Origin of the sequence: Pseudomonas sp. HMSC066A08, assembly GCF_001813025.1 — a bacterium.
Classification (GTDB): Bacteria; Pseudomonadota; Gammaproteobacteria; order Pseudomonadales; family Pseudomonadaceae; genus Pseudomonas; species Pseudomonas aeruginosa.
The window spans coordinates 345,730-366,202 of the sequence record NZ_KV811299.1 but is presented as its reverse complement, the minus strand read 5'-3'; the positions used below and the strand labels follow the sequence as shown (position 1 = coordinate 366,202).

General features: G+C 68.2%; 18 protein-coding genes. 11 read left to right on the top strand and 7 right to left on the bottom strand.

Annotation, left to right across the window (positions count from 1 at the left end; translation table 11 throughout):
* The first annotated feature begins 319 nt into the window (after nt 1-319).
* From HMPREF2886_RS15460 to cueR, 9 genes are all read left to right on the top strand, one after another.
* On the top strand, nt 320-2,002 hold the full coding sequence (locus tag HMPREF2886_RS15460) for a lactate permease LctP family transporter (RefSeq protein WP_039027893.1): 1,683 nt from the start codon (nt 320-322) through the stop codon (nt 2,000-2,002).
* Between the two features lie 155 nt (nt 2,003-2,157).
* Complete coding sequence (gene lldD / locus HMPREF2886_RS15455) at nt 2,158-3,303, top strand: FMN-dependent L-lactate dehydrogenase LldD (RefSeq protein ID WP_033973736.1); 1,146 nt, start codon at nt 2,158-2,160, stop codon at nt 3,301-3,303.
* A gap of 66 nt (nt 3,304-3,369) precedes the next feature.
* A complete protein-coding gene (locus HMPREF2886_RS15450; RefSeq protein ID WP_070747771.1) occupies nt 3,370-6,186 on the top strand; it encodes an FAD-binding and (Fe-S)-binding domain-containing protein in 2,817 nt (938 codons plus the stop codon).
* A 327-nt stretch (nt 6,187-6,513) separates the two neighbouring features.
* A complete protein-coding gene (speD, locus tag HMPREF2886_RS15445; RefSeq protein WP_003095236.1) occupies nt 6,514-6,996 on the top strand; it encodes an adenosylmethionine decarboxylase in 483 nt (160 codons plus the stop codon).
* Nucleotides 6,996-8,123, top strand: coding sequence for a fused MFS/spermidine synthase (locus tag HMPREF2886_RS15440; protein WP_016254383.1), 1,128 nt, complete (start codon nt 6,996-6,998; stop codon nt 8,121-8,123). Before speD ends, HMPREF2886_RS15440 begins: the two co-directional genes overlap by 1 nt.
* A 2-nt stretch (nt 8,124-8,125) precedes the next feature.
* Nucleotides 8,126-8,989, top strand: a complete 864-nt coding sequence (locus HMPREF2886_RS15435) for an RMD1 family protein (RefSeq protein WP_058016992.1) — start codon at nt 8,126-8,128, stop codon at nt 8,987-8,989.
* 12 nt (nt 8,990-9,001) lie between these two features.
* On the top strand, nt 9,002-9,667 hold the full coding sequence (pmrA, locus tag HMPREF2886_RS15430; RefSeq protein ID WP_039027890.1) for a two-component system response regulator PrmA: 666 nt from the start codon (nt 9,002-9,004) through the stop codon (nt 9,665-9,667).
* 23 nt (nt 9,668-9,690) lie between these two features.
* Entirely contained in the window at nt 9,691-11,124 is a 1,434-nt protein-coding gene (gene pmrB / locus HMPREF2886_RS15425) for a two-component system sensor histidine kinase PmrB (RefSeq protein ID WP_070747768.1), read from the top strand.
* A 63-nt stretch (nt 11,125-11,187) separates the two neighbouring features.
* Nucleotides 11,188-11,586, top strand: a complete 399-nt coding sequence (gene cueR, locus HMPREF2886_RS15420; RefSeq protein WP_003095248.1) for a Cu(I)-responsive transcriptional regulator — start codon at nt 11,188-11,190, stop codon at nt 11,584-11,586.
* On the opposite strand, the gene HMPREF2886_RS15415 is transcribed toward cueR, so the two are convergent.
* The 6 genes from HMPREF2886_RS15415 to yedA form a co-directional block, all read right to left on the bottom strand.
* Nucleotides 11,555-12,121 carry a nucleotidyltransferase family protein gene (locus tag HMPREF2886_RS15415; protein ID WP_033977159.1) on the bottom strand — a complete coding sequence of 189 codons (567 nt, stop codon included), beginning with the start codon at nt 12,119-12,121 and terminating at the stop codon, nt 11,555-11,557. The genes cueR and HMPREF2886_RS15415 overlap by 32 nt on opposite strands.
* Nucleotides 12,118-13,011 carry an EamA family transporter gene (locus tag HMPREF2886_RS15410; RefSeq protein ID WP_023108352.1) on the bottom strand — a complete coding sequence of 298 codons (894 nt, stop codon included), beginning with the start codon at nt 13,009-13,011 and terminating at the stop codon, nt 12,118-12,120. Before HMPREF2886_RS15410 ends, HMPREF2886_RS15415 begins: the two co-directional genes overlap by 4 nt.
* Before the next feature lie 89 nt (nt 13,012-13,100).
* Nucleotides 13,101-13,994: a PA4780 family RIO1-like protein kinase gene (locus tag HMPREF2886_RS15405; protein WP_033973727.1), complete on the bottom strand. Its 894-nt coding sequence runs from the start codon at nt 13,992-13,994 to the stop codon at nt 13,101-13,103.
* Nucleotides 13,995-14,117: 123 nt separating this feature from the next.
* Nucleotides 14,118-15,299, bottom strand: coding sequence for a cyclic di-GMP phosphodiesterase (locus HMPREF2886_RS15400; protein ID WP_070747765.1), 1,182 nt, complete (start codon nt 15,297-15,299; stop codon nt 14,118-14,120).
* A 107-nt stretch (nt 15,300-15,406) separates the two neighbouring features.
* Nucleotides 15,407-15,652: a hypothetical protein gene (locus HMPREF2886_RS15395; protein ID WP_039027887.1), complete on the bottom strand. Its 246-nt coding sequence runs from the start codon at nt 15,650-15,652 to the stop codon at nt 15,407-15,409.
* Nucleotides 15,653-15,685: 33 nt separating this feature from the next.
* Complete coding sequence (yedA, locus tag HMPREF2886_RS15390; RefSeq protein WP_033973725.1) at nt 15,686-16,576, bottom strand: drug/metabolite exporter YedA; 891 nt, start codon at nt 16,574-16,576, stop codon at nt 15,686-15,688.
* A gap of 154 nt (nt 16,577-16,730) precedes the next feature.
* Here yedA and HMPREF2886_RS15385 point away from each other — a divergent pair, with 154 nt between their 5' ends.
* Entirely contained in the window at nt 16,731-17,198 is a 468-nt protein-coding gene (locus HMPREF2886_RS15385; RefSeq protein ID WP_033973724.1) for an Lrp/AsnC family transcriptional regulator, read from the top strand.
* A gap of 323 nt (nt 17,199-17,521) precedes the next feature.
* Here the strand turns inward: HMPREF2886_RS15385 and HMPREF2886_RS15380 are convergent, their stop codons facing one another.
* Nucleotides 17,522-18,799, bottom strand: a complete 1,278-nt coding sequence (locus HMPREF2886_RS15380) for an acetyl-CoA C-acetyltransferase (protein WP_003095263.1) — start codon at nt 18,797-18,799, stop codon at nt 17,522-17,524.
* 254 nt (nt 18,800-19,053) lie between these two features.
* On the opposite strand from HMPREF2886_RS15380, the gene HMPREF2886_RS15375 reads away from it, so the two are divergent.
* Entirely contained in the window at nt 19,054-20,409 is a 1,356-nt protein-coding gene (locus HMPREF2886_RS15375) for a 3-oxoacyl-ACP reductase (RefSeq protein ID WP_058178652.1), read from the top strand.
* Nucleotides 20,410-20,473 lie beyond the last annotated feature (64 nt).

Genomic DNA, 20,473 nt, shown 5'->3' with positions numbered 1-20,473 from the left:
CCCTTACCCGAAGTTTCGTCGCAAAGCCTCTGCCATGCGCCCAGCGCGAAAAAGAGAGGAAGCGTACCGAGCCGCTCCCCGCACCACAAGCGAGGCGCCACGAGCCCCGCACGAGCATCCCTAGACAAAAGTCGTAGACGGGCAAATTGACACGCCGAACGCTCGACTCTTAACCTGAGCGCTCGCTTTTGTAAATTGGTCTTACCAATTATACGAGCTTTGCCAGGTTCGGCTGCCCAGCGCCCTTGCACACACAGGTCTTGGCGCGTGTCCGATCTGGTCACAGGCAAACCCAACAACAATTAGGGAGCCAACCCCCATGCAAGCCTGGCAACAACTCTATACCCCCCTGGGCAGTCTCGGCCTGTCGGCCGCCGCGGCCGTCATCCCGATCGTGTTCTTCTTCCTCGCCCTGGCGGTATTCCGCCTCAAGGGCCACATCGCCGGCAGCATCACCCTGGCGCTGGCCATCGCGGTGGCCATCTTCGCCTTCGACATGCCCGCCGACATGGCCTTCGCCGCCGCCGGCTACGGCTTCCTCTACGGCCTCTGGCCGATCGCCTGGATCATCGTCGCCGCGGTCTTCCTCTACAAACTGACGGTGAAGAGCGGCCAGTTCGAGGTGATCCGCAGCTCGGTGCTGTCGATTACCGGCGACCAACGCCTGCAGGTACTGCTGATCGGCTTCTCCTTCGGGGCCTTCCTCGAAGGCGCCGCCGGTTTCGGCGCGCCGGTGGCGATCACCGCCGCCCTGCTCGTCGGCCTCGGCTTCAATCCGCTCTACGCCGCCGGCCTGTGCCTGATCGCCAACACTGCGCCGGTGGCCTTCGGCGCACTGGGCATCCCGATCATCGTCGCCGGCCAGGTGACCGGCATCGACGCCTTCAAGATCGGCGCCATGACCGGCCGCCAACTGCCGTTCCTGTCGATCCTGGTACCGTTCTGGCTGGTGTTCATGATGGACGGCTGGCGCGGCATCCGCGAAACCTGGCCGGCCGCCATCGTCGCCGGCGGCAGCTTCGCCATCACCCAATACCTGACGTCCAACTTCATCGGCCCGGAGTTGCCGGACATCACCTCGGCGCTGGTCAGCCTGGTCTCCCTGACCCTGTTCCTCAAGGTCTGGCAGCCGCAGGGCGCCAGCGAAGCGCTCGCCGCAAGCGGCGGCGTAGCCGTGGCCGGTGGCGGCTTCGGCGGGCAACGCAGCGTCGAACCGTCCGCCTACAGCTTCGGCGAGATCCTCAAGGCCTGGTCGCCGTTCCTGGTGCTCACCGTACTGGTGACCATCTGGACCCTGAAACCTTTCAAGGCCCTGTTCGCCCCGGGCGGCGAGTTCTACTGGCTGGTGTTCAACTTCGCCATCCCACACCTCGACCAACTGGTGGTCAAGGGCGCGCCGATCGCCACCAGCGCCGCGCCGATCGCCGCGGTGTTCAAGTTCGACCCGATCTCCGCTACCGGCACGGCGATCTTCCTCTCGGCGCTGGTATCGATGCTCATCCTGCGCATTGCACCGAAAATTGGTATTACCACTTTCAAGGAAGTTCTGGTGGAGCTGAAGTGGCCGATCCTGTCCATCGGCATGGTCCTGGCCTTCGCCTTCGTCACCAACTACTCGGGCATGTCCACCACCCTGGCCCTGGTTCTGGCCGGTACCGGCGCGGCGTTCCCGTTCTTTTCGCCATTCCTCGGCTGGCTGGGGGTATTCCTGACCGGTTCGGATACGTCCTCCAACGCCCTGTTCAGCTCCCTGCAGTCGACCACCGCGCACCAGATCGGGGTCAGCGACACCCTCCTGGTGGCCGCCAATACCAGTGGCGGCGTGACCGGCAAGATGATCTCCCCGCAATCCATCGCCGTGGCCTGCGCCGCGACCGGGATGGTCGGCAAGGAATCCGACCTGTTCCGCTTCACCCTGAAGCACAGCCTGATCTTCGCCGCGCTGGTCGGACTGATCACCCTGGCCCAGGCATACCTATTCACCGGCATGCTGGTGCACTGACCGCGCCCTGATCGGCCGCGCGTCGGCGATACTGCGCAGGAAATGGCCCGGGGGAGACTCGCCTACGATCGTAAGCCCGGCTCCCTTGGCCATTTCCGCCGTGTCCCGCTCCACTGCGCTCGATGCAAAACCTTTCGACACAACGGAAGAGCCCAATGATCATTTCCGCTTCCACCGACTACCGCGCCGCCGCCCAACGCAAGCTGCCGCCGTTCCTCTTCCACTACATCGACGGCGGCGCCTACGCCGAGTACACCCTGCGCCGCAACGTCGAGGACCTGTCGGGCATCGCCCTGCGCCAGCGGGTGCTGAAGAACATGTCCGAGCTGAGCCTGGAGACCCGCCTGTTCGACGAGACCCTGGCGATGCCGGTGGCGCTCGCCCCGGTCGGTCTCACCGGCATGTACGCCCGCCGCGGCGAAGTCCAGGCGGCGCGCGCGGCGGCGGAGAAGGGCGTGCCCTTCACCCTGTCGACGGTATCGGTGTGCCCGATCGAGGAGGTCGCCCCGGCCATCGACCGGCCGATGTGGTTCCAGCTTTACGTGCTGAAGGACCGCGGCTTCATGCGCAACGCCCTGGAGCGGGCCAAGGCCGCCGGCGTCACCACCCTGGTGTTCACCGTCGACATGCCGGTCCCCGGCGCCCGCTACCGCGACGCCCATTCCGGTATGAGCGGCCCCTACGCCGCGCCGCGCCGCATCCTGCAAGCCATGACCCACCCGGCCTGGGCCTGGGACGTCGGCCTGCTGGGCAAGCCCCACGACCTCGGCAACATTTCCGCCTACCGCGGCAACCCGACCGGCCTGGAGGACTACATCGGCTGGCTGGGCGCCAACTTCGACCCGTCGATTTCCTGGAAGGATCTGGAGTGGATCCGCGAGTTCTGGGACGGCCCGATGGTGATCAAGGGCATTCTCGATCCCGAGGACGCCAGGGATGCGGTGAAGTTCGGCGCCGACGGCATCGTCGTCTCCAACCACGGCGGCCGCCAGCTCGACGGCGTGCTGTCCAGCGCCCGCGCGCTGCCGGCGATCGCCGACGCGGTGAAGGGCGAACTGGCGATCCTTGCCGACTCCGGCATCCGCACCGGTCTCGACGTGGTGCGGATGATCGCCCTCGGCGCCGACAGCGTGCTGCTCGGCCGCGCCTTCGTCTACGCCCTGGCCGCCGCCGGCGAGGCCGGGGTGCGCAACCTGCTCGAACTGATCGAAAAGGAAATGCGCGTGGCCATGGTCCTCACCGGGGCCAAGTCGATCGGCGAGATCAGCGCCGACTCGCTGGTCCGCGAACTGGGCGCCTGAGACGCCCGCCAGAAAAGCCTGAAAACGCCCGGGGCGTGACCGTCGTCCCAGGGCCGAGGAAAGCCGATGAGCCTGCCGATTCCCTTTCTCGAGACCGTCGAGCGGCTGATACCGCGCGAACGCCGCTTCGACGACCCGCTGTCGACCCTGGCCTTCGGCACCGACGCCAGCTTCTACCGGTTGATTCCCAAGCTGGTGCTGCGCGTCGAAAGCGAGGACGAGGTCGCCGCGATCCTATCCGCCGCCTACCGCGAGCAGGTCCCGGTGACCTTCCGCGCCGCCGGCACCAGCCTCTCCGGCCAGGCCATCAGCGACTCGGTGCTGCTCGCCCTCGGCGACAACTGGAATGGCCGGGAAATCCGCGCCGACGGCGCGCAGATCCGCCTGCAGCCGGGTGTCATCGGCGCCCAGGCGAACGCCTGGCTGGCGCCGTTCGGCCGCAAGATCGGTCCCGACCCGGCCTCGATCAACGCCTGCAAGATCGGCGGCATCGTCGCCAACAACGCCAGCGGCATGTGCTGCGGCACCGCGCAGAACAGCTACCACACCCTCGCCGGCCTGCGCCTGTTGCTGGCCGACGGCACCCGCCTGGACAGCGAGGACCCTGCCAGCGTCACGGCCTTCCGCGCCAGCCACGGCGAGCTGCTGGAACGGCTCGCCGAGTTCGGCCGCGAGACCCGCGCCAACGCCGAACTGGCCGCGAAGATCCGCCACAAGTACCGGCTGAAGAACACCACCGGCCTGTCGCTGAATGCGCTGATCGACTACGACGAGCCGCTGGACATCCTCACCCACCTGATGGTCGGCTCCGAGGGCACCCTCGGCTTCATCAGCGCGGTGACCTACGACACCGTCCCGGAACACCCGCACAAGGCCTCGGCGCTGCTGGTTTTCCCCACGGTGGAAACCTGCTGCACGGCGGTCGCGGTGCTCAAGCGCCAGCCGGTCTCGGCGGTGGAACTGCTCGATCGGCGCAGCCTGCGCTCGGTGGAGAACATGCAGGGCATGCCGGAATGGGTGAAGAGCCTTTCCGCCGGAGCCTGCGCCCTGCTCATCGAGTCCCGCGCGGCGAGCCGCACGCTGCTGCACGAACAGCTCGGGCGGATCATGGCCTCCATCGCCGAATATCCGCTGGAGAAGCAGGTCGACTTCAGCGAAGACCCGGCGGTCTACAACCAGCTCTGGCGCATCCGCAAGGACACCTTCCCGGCTGTCGGCGCGGTGCGCGAGACCGGCACCACGGTGATCATCGAGGACGTCACCTTCCCCGTCGAACGACTGGCCGAGGGAGTCAACCGCCTGATCGAGCTGTTCGACAAGCACCGCTACGATGAGGCGATCCTCTTCGGCCACGCGCTGGAGGGCAACCTGCACTTCGTCTTCACCCAGGGCTTCGACTCGCCCGAGCAGATCGCCCGCTACTCGGCGTTCATGGACGACGTGGCGCACCTGGTGGCGGTGGAGTACGGCGGCTCGCTGAAGGCCGAGCATGGCACCGGGCGCAACATGGCGCCGTTCGTCGAACTGGAGTGGGGCGAGGACGCCTATCGGTTGATGTGGCAGCTCAAGCGCCTGCTCGACCCGCGCGGCATCCTCAACCCGGGCGTGGTCCTCAGCGACGACCCGCAGAGCCACCTGAAGAACCTCAAGCCGCTGCCGGCCGCCGACGAGATCGTCGACAAGTGCATCGAGTGCGGTTTCTGCGAACCGGTCTGCCCGTCGCGCGGACTGACCCTCACGCCACGCCAGCGCATCGTCCTGTGGCGCGACATCCAGGCGAAGAAGCGCGCCGGCGTCGACACCACGGCGCTGGAGCGCGACTACCGCTACCAGGGCATCGACACCTGCGCCGCCACCGGCCTATGCGCCCAGCGCTGTCCTGTGAATATCAACACCGGCGAGCTGATCCGCAAGCTGCGCGGTGCCGACGCCCGCCACGCCGAAGGCGCCACCTGGCTGGCGCGCAACTTTGCCGGAGCCATGCGTGCTGCGCGCTTCGCCCTGCTCGCTGCCGACGGTGCCCGGCGCCTGCTTGGCGCGCCCCTGCTGGCCAGCGCCAGCCGCGGCCTCAGCCAGGCCAGCGGCGGCCGCCTGCCGCAATGGACGCCGGCGCTGCCGCAGCCGGTACGCCTGGCGCCGCCGCCCGCCCCGCTCGGCGACGAGCGGCCACGGGTGGTCTATCTCGCCGCCTGCGTCTCGCGCGCCATGGGCCCGGCCTTCGGCGACGAAGAGCGCGAGCCGCTGCTGGACAAGACCCGCGGTCTGCTGGAAAAGGCCGGCTACCAAGTGGTATTCCCGGATAACCTGGACAACCTCTGCTGCGGCCAGCCGTTCGCGTCCAAGGGGTATGCGAAGCAGGCCGACGACAAGCGCGACGAACTGCTCGCCGCCCTGCTCCAGGCCAGCCGCGGCGGTCTCGACCCGATCTACTGCGACACCAGCCCCTGCACCCTGCGCCTGGTCCAGGGTCTGGACGATCCGCGGCTGCGGATCCACGACCCGGTGAAATTCATCCGCAGTCACCTGCTCGATCGCCTGGAGTTCATCCCGCAGGACAAACCGGTAGCGGTGCACGTCACCTGCAGCACCCAGCACCTCGGCGAGAGCCAGGCGCTGATCGACCTGGTCGGCCGCTGCACCCGCGAGGTGGTGATCCCGGAAGGCATTCACTGCTGCGGCTTCGCCGGCGACAAGGGCTTCACCACGCCGGAACTGAACGCTCACTCCCTGCGCAGCCTGAAGGATGCCGTGCAGTCCTGCGAGGAAGGCGTGTCCACCAGCCGTACCTGCGAGATCGGCCTCAGCGAGCATGGCGGGATCGACTACCGCGGGGTGGTCTATCTGGTGGACCGGGTGACGCGGGCGAAGGGCGCGCCTCGGTAGGGCGAATAACCGCTCGCGGTTATTCGCCGGGCCATGCCCCGCAGAAGCGGCGGATAGCGCCGCTGGCGCTATTCGCCCTACCTCACGCCCCCACCGGTAGGGCGAATAACCGCCTCGCGGTTATCCGCCGGGCCATGCCCCGCAAAAGCGGCGGATAGCGCCAATGCCGCTCTTCGCCCTACGTCAGACGAAATGGGTGCTCCGGCGTCGTTGGCCCGCGCCGGGCCGGGCAAAAAAACCGTCGTTAAGCACCTCTTAAGTCAGCCGCGCCTATCGTGCCTTCCACCGCGAGGACATCCCTCGCCGAAACGGAAGCAGGAGGCCTTCATGGCAATTCAACCGTTGCGACTCGATCCGATCACCGTGCTCGGCAAGCAACTGGTCATCGAGCTGTTCGACTGCGTCGACCAGCGCTTCGACGATATCCAGTGGATCGAGGAAAGCATGCTCGAGGCCGCCCGCCAGGCCAACGCCACCATCATCACCTCGGCGTTCCACAAGTTCAGTCCGATCGGCATCTCCGGCGTGGTGGTGATCGCCGAATCGCACCTGGCGATCCATACCTGGCCGGAGTACGGCTATGCCGCGGTCGACGTGTTCACCTGCGGCGACGTGCTCGATGGCGCCCAGGCCGTGCGCGTGCTCAGCGAACGCCTGGGCAGCCGTCGACACCTGATCTCGAGCATGGACCGCGGCCTCGGCGGCCATCGCCTGGGTCTGCTCAGCCGCAGCCTGGCCGGCAATGGCCCGGTCGACGAAGACAGCCCGACCCTGCGCTGGGCGCTGGGCCAGGGCACGGGGGTGGCCTGATGGATACGCCGATCGAACGCGCCCCGCTGGCTCCCGACCTGAGCCAGGCCCGTTACGCCGTCGACCTCACCGGCCTGGTGCCGGCGGAGGTCGCCGCCGGGCTACCGCCGCTGCCGCCGAACCACTTCTACTTCTACCCGCCGGACCCGCTGCTGGAAGGCGACGGCGCGATCACCGCGATCGAGGACAGCGACCCCTTCGACCAGTATGTCTATCGCCTGCGCCGGGTGCTCTACCAGGGCCGCACGCGCTGGCAGAACGTGCTGATCGCCGACACCTACAACTACGACCGCGTGTTGATGCTCGACGGCGCGATCCAGAGCGCCGAGAGCGACGAGTCGCTGTACCACGAATTGCTGGTGCAGCCGGCCATGCTCGCCCACGACGAGCCGCGCGACGTACTGATCATCGGCGGCGGCGAAGGCGCCACCCTGCGCGAGGTGCTGTCCCATGCCAGCGTGCGGCGAGCGGTGATGGTCGATCTCGACCGGGAGCTGGTGGAGCTGTGTCGCGAACACCTGTTCCAGTGGCACCAGGGCGCCTTCGACGACCCACGCTGCGAGCTGCTCGCCGAGGACGGCCGGGCCTATCTCGAACGCGACCCGTCGCTCTACGACGTGGTCATCATCGACGTAGTCGACATGCTCGACAACGGCCCGGCCCAGGCTCTCTATACCCGCCAGTTCTACGAGCTGCTGCATTCGCGCCTGCGGCCGGGCGGGGTGGTCGCGGTGCAGGGACTGGAGTTCTCCCACAGCGACGACAAGCCCCACGCGGCCCTCGCCCGCACCCTGCGCAGCGTCTTCTCCCAGGTCCACAGCTACCGCGCCACGGTGCCCTCGTTCCTCTCCTCCTGGGGCTTCCTGCTGGCTTCCGACTGGCTCGACGCGAACCACTGGCAGGCCGAGGACATCGACCGACGCATCGAACGCAAGCTCGGCCCGCTGTGGCTCGACCACCTCGACGGCGACTACCTCAAGGCCTGCTTCGTGATGGACCGGGAAACCCGCTTCCTGCTCGCCCAGCCGGGACCGGTACTGGAAGACGGCGTACCCTTCGTCGCACCGCCGGATATCGAGGAGATCGAGTTCGGCCCGGCACAATTGCCGGCCCTGGCGAGGACCTGAAGATGTCCGCCGCTCCCCTGGCCAGCGTGCCGCTGGCCGTCAACGGCGCGCCCTGTCTGCTGCACCGGGTACGCTTCCGCTCCGCCGCGGACGGCGGCGGCGGCCTGCCGCTGCTGGCCACCCTGCGCGATCCGCAGCCGGCGCTGGCAGTCCTGGCGCAACGCATCGAGCTGAGCGAAGACGCGGAACTGCCGGAGACCGCCGTCGACGACGAGCTGCTGGTGATCTTCGCCAACGCCGGGCTACAGACCGGGCACGCCTGGCGCCAGCGCCTGGAAGCCTGGATGGCCGCCGGCGAGGACGAACCCCAGCCGACCCTGGAAGCGCCCTCGTTCGGCGAGCGAGTGCTGTGGCGCCCCGGCCGCGCGCTGGTCATCGGCAACCCCGAACGCTGCCGGGAGCTGCTCGAAGGCCTGGCCGTCTTCGCCTGGCACGAAGGTCACCTGCGCCGCCTGGAGGACGAGACCGCGGCGGCCTGGGAGCCGGCCCAGGCCGATGTCGAACTGACCCAGCTACCGCGCCGTGCCGCCCTGCGGCGCCAGGAACATGTGAACCGGCAGGTGCGACGCACTACACTCTGGCGCATGGCCTACGCCCGCCTGGAGTCGCACCTGGAGAAGCCGCCGCTGCAACTGAACGGCGCTGTGCGCCGGCTCTACAACGAACTGGCCATGCAGGCCGAAGTGCACGATCGCCTGGCAACCCTGGACGACCGCATCGAAGTGCTGCAGGACCTCTACGAACTGGCCGCCGACCGCCTCGGCGAATACCGCTACTTCCGGGGCGAACTGCGGGTCGAATGGCTGATTGTCGCCATCCTCCTGCTGGAAGCCGGCCTGAGCCTGTGGGAATTGTGGAATCACTGAAACGAGGCTGCCATGAGAATACTGCTGGCCGAGGACGACCTGCTGCTCGGCGACGGCATCCGCGCCGGGCTGCGCCTGGAAGGCGATACCGTGGAATGGGTGACCGACGGCGTTGCCGCGGAGAACGCGCTGGTCACCGACGAGTTCGACCTGCTGGTGCTCGACATCGGTCTGCCGCGCCGCAGCGGCCTGGAGATCCTGCGTAACCTGCGCCACCAGGGCCGGCTCACCCCGGTGCTGCTGCTCACCGCGCGGGACAAGGTGGCCGACCGGGTCGCCGGGCTCGACAGCGGTGCCGACGACTACCTGACCAAGCCCTTCGATCTCGACGAACTGCAGGCACGGGTGCGTGCCCTGACCCGCCGCACCACCGGCCGCGCCCTGCCGCAACTGGTGCACGGCGAGCTGCGCCTGGACCCGGCGACCCACCAGGTGACCCTGTCCGGCCAGGCGGTGGAACTGGCGCCGCGCGAATACGCACTGCTGCGCCTGCTGCTGGAGAACAGCGGCAAGGTGCTCTCGCGCAACCAACTGGAGCAGAGCCTCTACGGCTGGAGCGGCGACGTCGAGAGCAACGCCATCGAAGTCCATGTCCATCATCTGCGGCGCAAGCTCGGCAACCAGTTGATCCGCACTGTCCGCGGCATCGGCTACGGCATCGACCAGCCGGCGCCCTGAAAACCGCCTACCGGAGTCCCCCGATGTCGCGTACCGCCGTCCCCTCCGTCCGCAGGCGCCTGCTGGTCAACCTGCTGGTCGGCTTCGTGCTGTGCTGGCTGAGCGTGGCGGCGCTGACCTACCACCTCTCGCTGAAGCAGGTGAACCGCCTGTTCGACGACGATATGGTGGACTTCGGCGAAGCCGCCCTGCGCCTGCTCGACCTTGCCACCGAAGACCAGGCCGGCGCGGACGGCTCGATCACCGAGATCATCGAACGCAGCCGCGAAGCGATTCAGGGCCTGCCCCTGCTGCGCCGCGAAAGCGCCCTCGGCTACGCCCTGTGGCGCGACGGCCAGCCGCTGCTGTCGAGCCTCAACCTGCCGCCGGAGATCACTGCCCAGGGCCCCGGCTTCAGCACCGTGGAAGCCCAGGGCACCCACTGGCGGGTACTCCAGCTGAATATCGACGGCTTCCAGATCTGGATCAGCGAAAACCTGATCTACCGCCAGCACACCATGAACCTGCTGCTGTTCTACTCGCTGTTCCCGCTGCTGCTGGCGCTGCCGTTGCTCGGCGGCCTGGTCTGGTTCGGCGTTGCCCGCGGCCTGGCGCCGCTACGCGAAGTGCAGGCCGAGGTCCAGCAGCGCTCCGCGCGACACCTGCAGCCGATCGCCGTGGAGGCGGTGCCGCTGGAGATCCGCGGCCTCATCGACGAACTCAACCTCCTGCTGGAGCGTCTGCGCACCGCCCTCGAGGCCGAACGCCGACTGACCAGCGACGCCGCCCATGAAATCCGCACGCCACTGGCCAGCCTGCGCACCCATGCCCAGGTCGCGCTGCGTTCGGAAGACCCCAAGGCCCACGCCCGCGGCCTGCTGCAAGTCAGTCGCAGCGTCGAGCGGATCAGCACCTTGATGGAGCAGATCCTGCTCCTCGCCCGCCTCGACGGTGACGCCCTGCTGGAGCAATTCCACCCGGTCAACCTCGCCACCCTGGCCGAAGACGTACTCTCCGAACTGGCGCGCCAGGCCATCGACAAGGACATCGAGCTGTCGTTGCACCAGGAGACCGTGCACGTGATGGGCATCGACCTGTGGCTGAAGGCGATGGTCGGCAACCTGGTGGGCAACGCCCTGCGCTACACAGCGGCCGGGGGCCAGGTCGAGATCCGCGTCGAGAATCGCGCCCAGCACGCCGTGCTGCGGGTGCGCGACAACGGCCCCGGGGTCGCCCTGGAAGAGCAGCAGGCGATCTTCACCCGCTTCTACCGCAGCCCCGCCACCAGCTGCGGCGAGGGCAGCGGCCTGGGCCTGCCGATCGTCAAGCGCATCGTCGAACTGCATTTCGGCAGTATCGGCCTGGGCAAGGGACTGGAGGGCAAAGGGCTGGAAGTGCAGGTGTTCCTGCCGAAGACCCAGCCGGACACGACGCGGCCGCCGGCCAGAGGTCCGGACAGCGGGCGGTCACATATCTGATAGCCTGCGCATTGGCCGGGAAAGGGATAGGCTAGCGGCTTCGCAACCTCCCAGGAGACCCGGATGAACATCGGTGAAGCGGCGAAGAAAAGCGGACTGACGCCGAAGATGATCCGTTACTACGAGTCCATCGAGCTGCTCCGCCCAGCCGGACGCAGCGCCAGCGGCTACCGCCACTACAACGAGAACGACCTGCATACCCTGGCGTTCATCCGCCGTTCGCGGGACCTCGGTTTCTCCCTCGACGAAGTCGGCAAGCTGCTCACCCTCTGGCAGGATCGCCAGCGTGCCAGTGCCGACGTCAAGGCCCTGGCGGCGCAGCACGTGCGCGAGCTGAATCGCAAGATCGAGGAGCTCAGCACCCTGCGCGACACCCTGCAGGACCTGGTCGAGCACTGCCAGGGCGACCACCGCCCCGACTGCCCGATCCTCAAGGATCTGGCGTCTGGCTGCTGCCACTGATATCCAGCAGCGGCCAGCGCGTCGTCCAGTTCTTCTCCCGCAGGCGCCGCCGGTAGACTTCCGGCTTGCCGGCGAAATGCGCGGTGGGCCGTACCTTCAGCGCCAGCAGGTCGTCGACGCCCAGCGGTGCCAGTAGCTCCAGGCGTTCGCCGACGAGCCGCAGCGCCACCGCCGTGCACGTTTCCGCCCAGTGGCACAGCGCATCGGCGCAATCCCGGTAGGGCCGGTCGCCGTTGCGCAGGTGCATGCGCGCCTGGTTCTTCACCGACCAGGGTGCCTCGCAGCGACGGCGCAACGCGACCTCGAAGTCGGCGTCGGCCTGCGGGTCGAGGACCCGCGGGGCGAAATGAAGTACGTCGATGTCCGCCAGCGGCGTGGCTTCGCCGTAGCCATGCAGATGGTCCCATACCGCGTTGCGTACGAAACCGGCGCCGATCCACGCGCCCTCCGGCCCGACCTCGCGCAGCACGCGGAGCAGATGCAGGCGCGAGGAATCGGCGGCGATCAGCGCGAGGATGTCTTCCGCCGTTTTCATCCCAGCCGCCGCACCGGCCAGGCGAAGCGTCGCAGCAGGCTGGCCGGCAACAGGGTGATGGCCAGCCCGACGAACACCAGCGCGCAGGCCAGCAGGCTGTCTAGGTCGAGGCGTTCGCCGAGCAGCAGCCAGCCGGCGAGCATGCCCGACACCGGCACCGCCAGCGCGAACGGCGTCACCAGGCTGGCCGGATAGTGGCGCAGGAGGAAGCTCCAGATGGCGAAGCCCACCGTGGTCGCGCCGAAGGCGATGTAGAGCAGCGCTCCGAAGCCCCCCCAGCTCATGTTCAGCACGGCGCGCTCGATGGCTTGCGGACCTTCGAATACATAGGAAAGCGCCAGCAGGGGCAAAGGCGGGACCAGGCTGACCCAGCAGATCAGGCGCAGCATGTCGGTGGCCCCGGAACGCTTGGTGGCGATATTGGCGAAAGACCAGGCCAGCGCCGCGGCGACCACCAGCAGGAATGCCAGCAGGCTGTCTCCCAGCGGCCGTTCCAGGCCGATCAGGACCAGCCCCGCCGCCGCCAGCAGGAGGCCGAACAACCCGCGCGGCGACGGCCGCTCGCCCAGCCACAGGGCGGCGATGAGGATGGTGAAGAATACCTGGCTCTGCAGCACCAGCGACGACAGCCCGGCCGGCATGCCCTGGGCCATGCCGACGAACAGCAGGCCGAACTTGACCACCCCGAGGAGCACGCCGATCAGCAGGATGCGTCCGAACGGCGCCGGCATCGGCCCGCGCAGGACCAGCAGCGGCAGCGCCGCCAGGGCGAAGCGCAGGGCGCAGAACAGCAGCGGCGGGAAGTCGCCGAGGCCGACCTTGATCACGACGAAGTTCAGACCCCAGATCAGGGTCACCAGCAAGGCGAGCAGGATATGTGCAACAGGCATGGCGGCCTCCGGAAAACTTCAGGCCACGCTAGCAGTTGCGCGCGCAAGGGTCGCGATACAGTTGGCGGGAAAAAACATCCGCCAGCCGCTCACTGCAACCAGGGCGGCGGCGGTTCCTCGCGCTCGCCACGCGGCGCGTCGTCGGCCTGGCGCAGCGCCTGGCGACGCGCCTCCTCGCGCTGCGCGGCCTCGATCTCGCGGAGCACCGCGCGCACGTCGGCGGCCTCTTCGGCTTCGACGAAGGTGCCGCTGAGCGGGGTTTCCGTTGTCAGCTCGCCGGCTTCGTAGAGCGCCCACATTTCCTTGGCATAGCGGGTCTGCCTGAGTTCCGGGGCGAAGCGGCCGAAGTAGGCGGCCATGTTGCCGACGTCGCGTTCGAGCATGCTGAACGCATGGTTGTTGCCGGCCGCGTCGACCGCCTGCGGCAAGTCGATGATCACCGGGCCGTCCGGACCGAGCAGGACGTTGAACTCGGAGAGGTCGCCGTGCACCAGGCCGGCGCAGAGCATGGCGACGATCTGGCGGATCAGGAAAGCGTGGTGGCGGCGTGCCTCGTCGGGCTCCAGCGTCACGTCGTTGAGACGCGGCGCAGCATCGCCGTCGGCGTCCGCCACCAGTTCCATCAGCAACACGCCATCGAGGAAATCATAGGGCTTCGGCACCCGCACACCGGCCCCGGCGAGACGGAACAGGGCCGCCACTTCGGCATTCTGCCAGGCTTCCTCCTGTTCGCGGCGGCCATACTTCGAGCCCTTGGCCATGGCCCGCGCCTGGCGGCTGTTGCGGACCTTGCGGCCCTCCTGGTACTCGGCGGCCTGGCGGAAGCTGCGCTTGTTGGCCTCCTTGTAGACCTTGGCGCAACGCAGGCTGTCGCCGCAACGCACCACATAGACCGAGGCTTCCTTGCCGCTCATCAGCGGGCGCACGACCTCGTCGATCAGACCGTCTTCGATCAACGGTTCCAGGCGTCTGGGTGTCTTCATCGGTGCTACGCGGTTCCTCGGGGCCAATGTGTAGGGCAAAGGGTCTGACGTTATACGGCAAACGCCGTGCCGAGCACAGCCGGACGCGCCGGCTTTCCGCCGGACTGCGCACCGATCGGCGTACTAGGCCGGTGGCGCGGTGAGTTCGATGCTTTCCGCCACCGCCTGTTCCAGCCGCTGCATCTCCACGTCCAGTGCCTCGGCGCTGTCGGCGTAGCGCCGGGCAACCTCGGCGAAAGCGTCGGCCACGGCGACGAAGGCCTCCACCAGCCGTGGGTCGAATTCACTGCCGGCGCCGGCCTGGATCAGCAGCACCGCCTCGGCGTGCGCCAGCGGCGGCCGGTAGGCGTGCCGGCTGGTCAGTTCATCGTAGCGGTCGGCCAGGGCGACGATCCGCGCCGCCAGGGGAATTCGCTCGCCCGCCAGGCCTTCCGGAAAGCCCCGGCCATCCCAGCGTTCGTGATGGCTGTAGGCGATCTGCCGGGCGAAGCGGAGGAACCCGGAAGGCTGGCCGAGCCGCCGCTCGGCGCTGGCCAGGGCGTCGCGCCCGGCGCGGGTATGACCCTGTAGCAGGGCGGTGTCGGCAGCGTCCAGTTGCCCGGGGTTGAGCAGGACCCGGTCGGGCACCGCGACCTTGCCGATGTCATGCAACAGCGCCGACTTGCTCAGCAGGTCGACAGCCTCCGGAGTCAGCTCGTCGGCGAACGCCCGCTGCACCGCCAGGTGCTCGGCGAGCAGCCTGACATAGCGCTCGATACGCGGAAGATGGCGGCTGCGCGGGTTGTCGCGAAGATCGCCAAGGGTCGCCAGGGCTTCGATGACGGCGTCCTGCAACTGTTGCAGCTGGCGCGTGCGACGGCGAACTTCGAGTTCCAGGTATTCGCTCTTGTCGCGCAGGAAATCGGCATTGGCCTTCAGTTGCAGATGGGTGCGCACCCGTGCCAGGACGATCGGCGGGCTCACCGGCTTGCCCAGGTAATCCACCGCGCCCAGGGCCAGGCCCTGTTGCTCGTCGTCGTGATCGGCGCGGGCAGTGAGGAACATCAACGGGATGTCGCGGGTCAGCGGATCGGCCTTGAGCCGTCGGCAGACCTCGTAGCCGTCCATGCCCGGCATGTTCACGTCGAGCAGGATCAGGTCCGGGCGCGGCTCTTCGACGGCCGCCCGCAGCCCGGCCGGGCCGCTGCCGGCGGTGCGCACGCGGTACTGCTCCTCGAGCAGCTCGCGCATCAGCAGCAGGTTGTCCGGGGTGTCGTCCACCACCAGCACGAGTTCCTGCTCGGGCCTGTCCAGCATGCTCTCCATCGCCCCTCCGGCCTTCGCTACGGGGCCGCCTGGCGGCGACCGTCACCCCGTATTGAAGACGCTGGAGACGACTTCTGCACGTCCGGTCAGGCGCCCGGGGCGACCGTTCAGGGCGTCAGGCGCAAACGCAGTGGCGAATCCTCGGTCTCGGCGCCGTTCTCGCTCTCGCCGAAGGCCCGGCGCTCGATGGGGTCCTGGCCGAAATACTCCTTGATCGGCGACTCGATGGCCTTGCCGCCGGGGCTCACGTGACTGGCGCAACCGCCAAGGAACACCAGGACCACACCGATGACCAGCGCTTTCATCTTCGTACCCCCGTCAGCCCGGCCCATCCGGGCGCTGCACCGCAGCATGGCGCAGCCCGCCTTAGGGATCGCTTAAGGCATTCAGGCGGCGGCGCGGCTGGCGCGCCACTGAGGCAGGCCGATGAGCACCACGGCGCTGATGATCACCAGCATCGCCAGCCCCTCGATACCGCCGATCCGCTCGCCGGCGAACAGGGTGCCGAGCAACACCGCCACCGCCGGATTGACGTAGGCATAGCTGGTGGCCGCCGCCGGCCGCACGTTGCGCAGCAGGTACTGGTAGGCGCTGAAGGCGATGATCGAGCCGAACAGGATCAGGTACACCAGCGCCAGCCAGCCGCTGGTGCTCGGCCAATGCTCGAGGCGCTCGCCGCTGGCCAGGCTGCCGACCAGCAGCACCGCGCCGCCGACCAGCATTTCCGCGGCGCTGGCCATCGGTCCGGCCGGCAGCGACAGGCGCCGGCTCCACACCGAGCCGAAGGCCCAGGATGCGGCGGCGAACAGGATCAGGCCGGCACCGGCAGGGCTGGCCTGGAGGTTCGAACCGAGGTTGAGCAGGACGATGCCGAACAGCCCGAGCACGATGCCGCCCCATTCCAGGGTGGTGTTGCGCTGGCCGAACAACTGGCTGAACAGCAGGGTAAACAGCGGCACCGTAGCCACCGCAAGGGCCGCCACCCCGGAAGACACGCCCCAGTGCTCGGCCACCGTCACCCCTCCGTTGCCGCAACTGAGCAGGAGGATTCCGACGACCCCCGCGCCGCGCCACTCGCGCCAGGTCGGCAGCGGCGCGCCGCGCCAGCGCAACCAGGCGAACATCAGGGCGCCGGCGATGACGAAGCGCACCCCGGCCATCAGCATCGGTGGCCAGGACTCGACGCCGAAGCGGATCGCCAGGTAAGTGGAGCCCCAGATGAAGTACAGGGCGAAGAACGCACCGAAAAGCAACAGCGGAATGCGACGGGCAGGCATGGAAAGCACTCGACAGGGCAGGCGGGAGAAAGACTTCATTTTATTAGGTCGCCACCCGCCGGTTAAGGCACAGCCGCTGGTTATCGGGACGTAACACTTTTCTTTCCATGGAAATCGGCCATGCTTTCCGTCGATTCGACAACCGGGACCCATCATGGACAAATACGACCGTGCGCTCCTCGCCGCCCTGATCGACAACGGCCGCCTGACCTTCGCCGAACTGGCCCGGCGCATCAACCTGTCGCCCCCGGCGGTGGCCGACCGGGTGGCCAAGCTGGAGGCCGAAGGGGTGATCACCGGCTACCACGCCTCGGTGAACCTGGCCAAGCTCGGCCTGCCCATCGAGTGCGTGATCGAACTGCGGATCACCGAGAAGGATTGCCAGTCGGTGCTCGACGAACTGGCCCGGATCCCCCAACTGACCCTCTGCCACCGAATCACCGGCGACGCCTGCGTGCTGATGAAGGCCGCCGTGGCTTCGATGCCGGAGCTGCAAGACCTGATCGACCGGCTGATGAAGTTCGGCATCAGCAAGACCTCGATGATCCTCTCCACCCCCTTCGCCGACCGCCACCCGGCAAGCCTGCGGGGGCAGGACGGGAATGGCGGATGTGCGGCATGAGCCCTTCGCCGGTGTCATCCGGCAGGCGTCGGGATCCGTATCTTCATCGCCGCCACGAACCCGAACCGTAGGGCGCATAACGCCAACGGCGTTATCCGCCGCAGCGGCACTCCCGGCCGATAGCGGAGCCGCCCTCACCCCAACTCTCTCCCTGAAGAGAGAGGGGATTCTCCGTACAAGCGTCGAATTCGCTGTCTCCAACGCCGCCGACGAACCCGAACCGTAGGGCACCGGCAAAAAAAAGGCGGTCCCGTTCGCACGGCACCGCCCAAGTCACGGAGTTGCTTACATCGTCGAGCGACAAGGCCGCTCGCCCTATTGGATTACCGCTCGATGATCGCGGTCACACCCTGCCCACCGGCGGCGCAGATGGAAATCAGCCCGCGTCCCTGCTCCGCCACCGAGAGCAGCTTGGCCAGGTTGGCGACGATCCGTCCCCCCGTGGCGGCGAACGGGTGGCCGGCTGCCAGCGAGCTGCCCTTGACGTTGAGCTTGCTGCGGTCGATGGAACCCAGCGGCTGGTCGAGGCCGAGGCGGGTCTTGCAGTACTCGGGGTCTTCCCAGGCCTTCAGGGTGCAGAGCACCTGGGCGGCGAAGGCCTCGTGGATCTCGTAGTAGTCGAAGTCCTGCAGGCTCAGGCCGTTGCGTGCCAGCAGCCGCGGCACCGCGTAGACCGGCGCCATCAGCAGGCCCTCCTGGCGATCGACGAAGTTCACTGCCGCCGCCTCGCCGTCCTTGAAATAGGCCAGTATCGGCAGGCCGCGCGCCTTCGCCCACTCCTCGCTGGCCAGCAGTACCACCGAGGCGCCATCGGTCAGCGGCGTCGAGTTGGCCGCCGTGAGTGTGCCGCGCGAGCCGCGCTCGAACACCGGCTTGAGGGTGCCGATCTTCTCCAGGTCGATATCCGGGCGCAGGTTCTGGTCGCGGGTCAGGCCGCGGAACGGCGTCATCAGGTCGTTCTGCCAGCCCTCCTCATAGGCCGCGGCCAGCTTGTGGTGGCTCTCGAAGGCCAGCCTGTCCTGCTCGTCGCGGGGAATCTGCCAGGTCTGCGCCATCAGTTCGCAGGACTCCCCCATCGACAGCCCGGTGCGCGGCTCGCCGTTGCGCGGGATGGCCGGGACCACGTGGCGCGGGCGGATCTTCAACAGGCTCTTGAGCTTGTCCAGGTTGCTCTTGCCACGGTTGGCCTCGAGGAGAATCTTGCGCAGGCCCTCGTTGACCCCGATCGGCGCATCGGAAGTGGTGTCGACGCCGCCGGCGATGCCGCTGTCGATCTGCCCGAGAGCGATCTTGTTGGCCACCAGGATCGCCGCCTCCAGGCCGGTACCGCAGGCCTGCTGGATATCGTAGGCCGGGGTTTCCGGGGCCAGGCGCGAACCGAGCACGCATTCGCGGGTCAGGTTGAAGTCGCGCGAATGCTTCAGCACGGCGCCGGCCACCACCTCGCCAAGGCGCTCTCCGTGCAGGTTGTAGCGCTCCACCAGGCCTTCCAGGGCGGAAGTGAGCATCTCCTGGTTGCTCGCCGTGGCGTACACGGTGTTCGAGCGGGCGAAGGGAATACGGTTGCCGCCGACAATGGCGACCCGGCGCAGCTGGGTCATGGAAGAACTCCTTGCTGGAATCGTTTACGCCGAGCCGAGGCTCGACCCGTTAACTGAGCGGTCAGTGGCGCACAGGCTAACCTTAGCCGGTCGCGTCGCATTGGCCGCCCTGCCGTTATCCCGGTCAGCGCGGTCAATTGCGGCGAACAGGTGGCTGCGTAGAGTTGTCCACACTGTTACCCGCGTTCCCTCGGCATCGTTGGCCGGCGGAATCCACCTTCAGCCTTGGAGCCTTTCCACCGGGAGCCCGTTCCATGACCGATCGTTACATCGCCTTCGCCAACTCCCCCGTCGGCCGCCGCCTGGTTGGCGCCGTCGGCCTTCCCTCCCCGTTGCGCCTGGAGCGCTGGCAGGCCGGCCGGGTGCGGCCGCTGGACGGCCCGCTGGTAATCGGCGGGAGCGGCGCGCTGGCCGAGGCCGTGCTGCCCTTCGCCGGCAAGCTGACCGACGCGGTGTTCGCCGCCGTCGAGGGACAGTTCGAGCTGCCGCGCTGGACCGCCGAGCACAGCCCGCGGGCCAAGGCGGTGCTGTTCGACGCCAGCGGCCTGAGCCGCTTCGAGCAGTTGGTGGCGCTGCGCGACTTCTTCCAGCCGGTGCTCAAGGGCCTCGACACATGCCCGAAGGTGGTAGTCCTCGGACGCGCCCCCGAGTCTCTCAAGGACCCGGTCGCCGCCAGCGTGCAACGCAGCCTGGAAGGTTTCACCCGCTCCCTGGGCAAGGAAATCCGTCGTGGCGGCAACGTGCAGTTGCTGTACGTCGGCAAGGGCGCCGAGGACCAACTGGAAGGCGCGCTGCGCTTCTTCCTCTCGCCGAAGAGCGCCTACGTCTCCGGCCAGGTGATCCGCCTTGCCGCCAACAGCGCCCAGGTCCACGACTGGAGCAAGCCGCTGGCCGGCCAGCGCGCGCTGGTCACCGGCGCCGCCCGCGGCATTGGCGCGGCTATCGCGGAAACCCTGGCGCGCGACGGCGCGGAAGTGGTGCTGCTCGACGTGCCGCCGGCCAGGGAGGCCCTCGAAGGCCTCGCCGCGCGCCTCGGTGGCCGGGCCGTGGCCCTCGACATCTGCGCCGCGGACGCCGGGCAGCAACTGGTGGACGCGCTGCCTGAGGGCGTCGATATCGTCGTGCACAATGCCGGGATCACTCGCGACAAGACCCTGGCGAAGATGAGCAGCGACTTCTGGAACTCGGTGATCAACGTCAACCTCAATGCCCCGCAGGTGCTGACCCAGGCCCTGCTCGACGGCGGCAAGCTGCATGACAACGGCCGGGTGGTGTTGCTGGCCTCGATCAGCGGCATCGCCGGCAACCTCGGGCAGAGCAACTACGCGGTGAGCAAGGCCGGCCTGATCGGCCTGGCCCAGGCCTGGTCGCCGGCGCTGGGCAAGCGCGGCATCACCATCAACGCGGTGGCGCCGGGCTTCATCGAGACGCAGATGACCGCCGCCATTCCGCTGACCATCCGCGAGGCCGGCCGGCGGATGAACTCCATGAGCCAGGGCGGCCTGCCGCAGGACGTCGCCGAAACGGTGGCCTGGTTCGCCCAGCCTTCGTCCGGCGCGGTCAGCGGCCAGGTGCTGAGGGTGTGCGGGCAGAGCCTGCTGGGGGCCTGAGGCGGCCCCTGACTCCCCGGCGACGGGCAGGCGCCCTGCACCAGGAAAACACCGGTAGCCCCCT